At 45.0% G+C, this 5,526-nt stretch carries 2 protein-coding genes and 2 pseudogenes; 3 read left to right on the plus strand and 1 reads right to left on the minus strand.

Translation table 11 applies throughout. The features are described 5' to 3' along the window. Positions 1–124 precede the first annotated feature (124 nt). From QUA40_RS27450 to QUA40_RS27460, 3 genes and pseudogenes are all read left to right on the plus strand, one after another. A pseudogene (locus QUA40_RS27450) lies at positions 125–790 on the plus strand (ADP-ribosylglycohydrolase family protein). Positions 791–892: 102 nt separating this feature from the next. Beyond that, a pseudogene (locus QUA40_RS27455) lies at positions 893–1,673 on the plus strand (Uma2 family endonuclease). Between the two features lie 282 nt (positions 1,674–1,955). After that, positions 1,956–3,686, plus strand: a complete 1,731-nt coding sequence (locus QUA40_RS27460) for an NAD(P)H-quinone oxidoreductase subunit 4 (RefSeq protein ID WP_333131692.1) — start codon at positions 1,956–1,958, stop codon at positions 3,684–3,686. A gap of 67 nt (positions 3,687–3,753) precedes the next feature. Here QUA40_RS27460 and QUA40_RS27465 read toward each other — a convergent pair whose 3' ends face one another. Further along, positions 3,754–5,400, minus strand: coding sequence for an NB-ARC domain-containing protein (locus QUA40_RS27465; protein ID WP_333131694.1), 1,647 nt, complete (start codon positions 5,398–5,400; stop codon positions 3,754–3,756). Positions 5,401–5,526 lie beyond the last annotated feature (126 nt).

Genomic DNA, 5,526 nt, shown 5'->3' on the forward strand with positions numbered 1-5,526 from the left:
AGTTTCAGCTTCTAGTCTTATGCACGAGTCTATCTTTTATTAGATAAAGTTATCACCATAAGTTCTGAAGAGCCATCCATTTCATCAATTAGACACTTATCTGCGGTGGTGGCGCAATGGTCATTTGAGCAGTACAGGCAAATGTTTTGATATTGGCAATACGGTGCGACAAGCACTTGGGAAGTTTGAAGATACAAGAAAACCTTTCTGCGGTTCTACCGATGCTCATACTGCTGGAAATGGTTCGATTATGCGTTTAGCTCCCGTGCCTTTGTTTTATGCGAAAAATCCTTTAGAAGTCCTAAAAAAATCAGCAGTAAGTTCTCGAACTACTCACGGTGCTGCTACTTGTATAGATGCTTGTCGCTATTTTGGGAATTTAATTGCGGGGGCGGTGAATGGAGTTGCTAAAGATGTGTTGCTTTCGGAAAGATAGTGTCGGATTTCGGGATATTGGGCAGCAAATCCGTTGGTGGTCGAAATTGATGAAATTGCGGCGGGTTCTTTTAAACTGCGACAACCTCCTGAAATTAAAGGTACGGGTTATGTTGTCAAGTCTTTGGAGGCGGCACTTTGGGCGTTTTACAACAGTTCTTCTTTTGCTGAAGGCTGTTTGTTGGCTGTGAATTTGGGCGACGACGCGGATACAACTGGTGCGGTTTACGGACAGTTGGCTGGGGCTTTTTACGGAGAATCTGGTATACCGGACAAATGGATCTCGCAATTAGTCGATCGCACTTTAATTGCATCTTTTGGCGATCGGCTTTTTACTCGTTCGCGATCGCTCTGAATATTTACATCAATTTTCAACCTTCTTGGTTTTTACCATAACTAGCAACTTGAGTTAAAATAGACCAATTTACACAAACATTTCTGGTTGAGGGTTAATACAATGGTACTCGAAGCCCCGTCTATCAAAGCCAAACTAACCGTCACCTGGGAACCCCTACCAGCTAACTTCGTATTAGCCGACGATCCGATGGAAAATATTCAACAACCTTCTCTCGCCGCTGGTCTCACCGATGCACTGGGAGCCGCAGGATGTATCCAGCCAGAAATGCTGATTGCCTCTAATTTGGGGTTAGTCGCCACAGTCAATAAAAAGATTGTTATCAAAGCTCCAGACTGGTTTTATGTGCCGCAAGTGCATCCTCTCGCAGAGGGGGTAATTCGCCGTAGTTATACTCCTCACACTGATGGTGCTAATGTGGCGATCGTGATGGAGTTTCTCTCAGAAGCAGAGGGAGGAGAACTATCACTCAGAGCAACTCCGCCCTATGGAACAACTCCACTTTTACGAACAGATTCTTCAAGTACCTACTTATGTCACTTATGACCCCTACGAAGGTATTTTAGAAGTGCGCTATTTGCAAGATGGGCGGTAGGTTTTACATTCAGCCAATGAGCAGGGGCGGGTGTGGATTCCACAACTGGAATTATATCTGGGGATTTGGTCGGGGGAAAGGTTGGGACAAACCATGAACTGGCTGCGCTGGTGGGATAATTTAGGTAATTTGTTGCTGTGGAATTCAGAACAAGCTGAGCAAGAAAGGCAAAGGGCTGAGCAAGAAAGACAAAGGGCTGAGCAAGAAAGGCAAAGGGCTTACCAGGAAAGCCAAAGGGCTGAACGATTGGCGGCTAAGTTGCGCGAATTAGGAGTTGATCCAGATTGAAAGCTGATTGAAAGCTAATTTACGATCGCCCTTAATACACAGGACTTACCCAACCATCTACCAGAATAGGCGCAACCACAGGCAGATTGCGCCTACAAAACGCTAATTTTTTGTGCGTAAGTCCTGAATCGAAAATCGAAAATCAATTGACGTGTGTAGCAATTCGTGATATTATTCTCCGCATTTGTCTCGATATAAAAAATATGTATGAATAAATCTTAAGTTTTAATTAAATTTAGTATTATAATTTTGGTAACTTCCAACTAAGTATTTATTCTCACTATGGTAGCGGATCAATTTCCTTGGCTGACCGCAATTGTCATCCTACCCCTGCTAGCTTCCCTCGCCATCCCTTTTCTGCCGGATACAGACGGCAAAACCATTCGCTGGTATGCCCTAGGCGTAGGTATTGCAGATTTTGTATTAATGTGCTGGGTGTTTTGGACTCATTACGATCCAAGCATCTCTACTTTCCAAATCGTAGAGCAATATTCCTGGATACCTTCTTTAGGCCTCAACTGGTCTGTTTCCGTTGACGGACTGTCAGTTCCGTTGGTACTGTTGGCGGGATTGGTGACGACACTATCAATCTTTGCAGCCTGGGAAGTCGATCGCAAGCCACGACTTTTCTACTTCCTAATGCTGGTGATGTACTCCGCACAAATAGGAGTGTTCGTCGCCCAAGATATCATGCTGCTGTTCATTGTCTGGGAACTAGAACTAATTCCGGTGTACCTGCTAATCTCGATTTGGGGCGGACAAAACCGCCGCTACGCAGCTACCAAATTCTTGATTTATACAGCGGGCGCTTCCATCTTTATTTTGATAGCTGCCTTAGCAATGGCATTCTACGGCGGAGGCACCCCCACCTTCGACATGGTAGAACTAGGCTTGAAGGACTACCCACTGGGTTTAGAATTACTGCTTTATGCGGGATTGTTCATTGCCTTCGGTGTGAAACTGGCGATTTTTCCCTTCCACACTTGGCTACCTGATGCCCACGGTGAAGCATCTTCTCCCGTGTCGATGATTCTGGCCGGTGTATTGCTGAAAATGGGCGGATACGGACTGATTCGCCTGAATTTGGAACTTCTCCCCAAAGCACACGTTTACTTTGCACCGATTATGGCGGTGCTGGGCGTGGTCAATATTATCTACGGCGCGCTGAATTCATTCGGCCAATCGAACATGAAGCGCCGCCTAGCGAATTCGTCGATTTCTCACATGGGATTCGTGTTGTTGGGTATTGCTTCCTTCACGGATTTGGGAATCAACGGGGCGCTGTTGCAAATGATTTCCCACGGTTTAATCGCCTCAGTATTGTTTTTCCTGGCTGGCGTTACTTACGATCGCACCCATACAATGATCATGGATGAAATGGGCGAGATTGGCAAAGTTATGCCGAAAGTGTTTGCCTTATTTACCGCAGGCGCCCTGGCTTCCCTAGCACTTCCCGGTATGAGTGGTTTTGCGAGCGAACTCTCAGTATTTGTGGGTGTGGCAACTAGCGATATCTACAGTGATTCTTTCCGCGCAGTGATTGTTTTCTTGGCAGCAGTAGGAGTCGTTTTGACGCCGATTTATTTGCTCTCGATGCTGCGACAGTTATTTTACAACTGTGGGACACTAGCGGCTTGCGACCTTGAGGATCTCAATTTGCAGAATCAGAGAAACAATCTGGATGAAGCGGTTTGTTTTGGTAATAGTTGCGTTTTGCCTGGTGATGCACCGTTTATTGATGCTAAACCTCGCGAAGTGGCGATCGCATTTTGCTTTTTGATACCGATTGTCGGCATTGGTTTTTATCCCAAGATGGCGATGCAAGTCTACGATGCCAAGACTGTCGCAGTCAACGCAGAAGTCCGCCAATCTTACATCCAAATTGCTCAAGAAAATCCTCGGATTTATGCGAATCAACTTTTGGTTCCCAAAATTGCTCAAGCTCAAAAAGCGCCGGCTTTTGGCAAAATTACAGGGTCTGAATCTGCATCGGTTTTTGGCATTGTCAAATAATTTTATCGAACTCTGTTTGTGTTGAAAATTGGGCGATCGCTTTTGTCAAAGGGCGATCGCTTTTTTCTTAGCGCTGAATTTCTGAAATAATCTGCGCCAGATTCTCCCTAGCATATCCCACCTCAAGAATCGATTTCTCCTCCAGCTCAGAGGCAACTTTCTTCAAGATATTTAGCGGTTCTTCAGATCCTGTCGTCTTCACAAACAACACTTGCAACCGATTTTTTACTAATGCTAAAATAGAGCTACTTGGTTCGCCTTTATTCCCTTTCCCTTTAGCAATACTGATGCTCAAGTTGTGAGTGTTCAACAGCCGCATTCTTTCTATTCCTTGGGTCTTAACCGTTTCCAAAACCTCTACTCGAATCTGCTCCACTAATCGGTCGGTCACATATTGCACGATTAAAGGCTGAAGCATAAAAACAGTTTCCCCGCCCTCACTGATTTTGTAAATTAGCGAGCGACGACCGAGAGAATCGAGATTTTTCAGCAAATCTGAAAGCGATGAATTGACCAACATCTGCTGTCGTAAAGTGGCCAGGGAAATCGGACTTTGAGCAATAGCAATCCAGTAAGCAATATCTTGTTCGGAACTCGACATTCGATCGAACTGCTGCGCCAGCAAATTGCTGATATGTTCTTCAATAAATAAAGCCGTTGCTTCCAAAAGCTTTAAAACATTTCCCTCGAAAAACTCGTTAATTGTTGTCGCTACAATCTTTAATGCTAACAGATTGCCTCCGTACCGGGATAACAAGATTTCCAACTCTTGATTTTGAGGCGACAAACCTTTTTCTTGGAAAATTTCCCGGGCTATTTCCTCGGAAATAGCAGGTTTTAAAGACCGCACTTTTTCTCCCGCCAGCAAACCCAGTTCCGTAGGTTCTTCCGAACTAACTAGCACCAAACAGCTATTGTGATTGACCTCACAGAGTCGCACAATTAAATCTCGATATCCTTCGTAGCCTTCGCGGTAGTGTCCGGCTAATTCTTCGGGTCTGAGAACCGCTTCAAAATCGTCTAAAATTACTAGACAGCGGTGCTTCCGTAGCTCCTCGACCAAGCGCGAAATTTGGCCGTTGAGGTCTATCGGCACATCGGATTTTTGTTGGTTATAAAAAAGTTGAATTAAGCCCGCTAGGAAGTCGGATGGTGTTGGAGTCGATCGCAGCGATCGCCAAATCACAAAATCAAACTCATTCTGTACCTGTTTTGCCAACTGCACCGACAGAGTTGTTTTGCCACTACCAGCCAAACCCAGCAGCGCTATCAGGCGACAATTATCTGATACAATCCACTGCTTTAAAGTAGTTAATTCTTCAGTCCGTCCATAAAAAACCGAAACATCCGGTGCTTGGCCCCAATCTTGCTGTCGGTGTCCGTTAGCGAAGCCCTCGGAAAGGATCGCCATCTTAAATAGAGATCCTTTACCTTGGGGATTAAAATCTTTCGTTCCCTGATCAGTGTGGTATGAAAACAGCAACTGATGCCTCAATTCCGAAAGCTTTCCAGGGCCGTTCCCCCCGATCTGAAACTTTTTGTAAACTTCGCCGAGTCTTTTGCGAACGGCGATGTCGCTAATGCCAAGCTTGGTTGCGATCGTAGCCGTAGATTGACCGTCGAGAGCCATAAACACAGTTTCTAACTCGGCATCTGTGACGTTACGCTGTTTGGCGATCGTTTGCACAAAGTTTTGAGGAATCGGAGTAGTCAAGGTAGGAATCTCGCCTATACTAAAAAAATCTATCTTCTATTATATTGTGTGATACGGAATCCGGTTGACAAAGGTCTACAACAAATCATCAATAAGTCAACCAATGATAATTGGTCAAAGCCTTAA

Origin of the sequence: Microcoleus sp. Pol11C3, assembly GCF_036701485.1 — a bacterium.
Lineage (GTDB): Bacteria > Cyanobacteriota > Cyanobacteriia > Cyanobacteriales > Microcoleaceae > Microcoleus.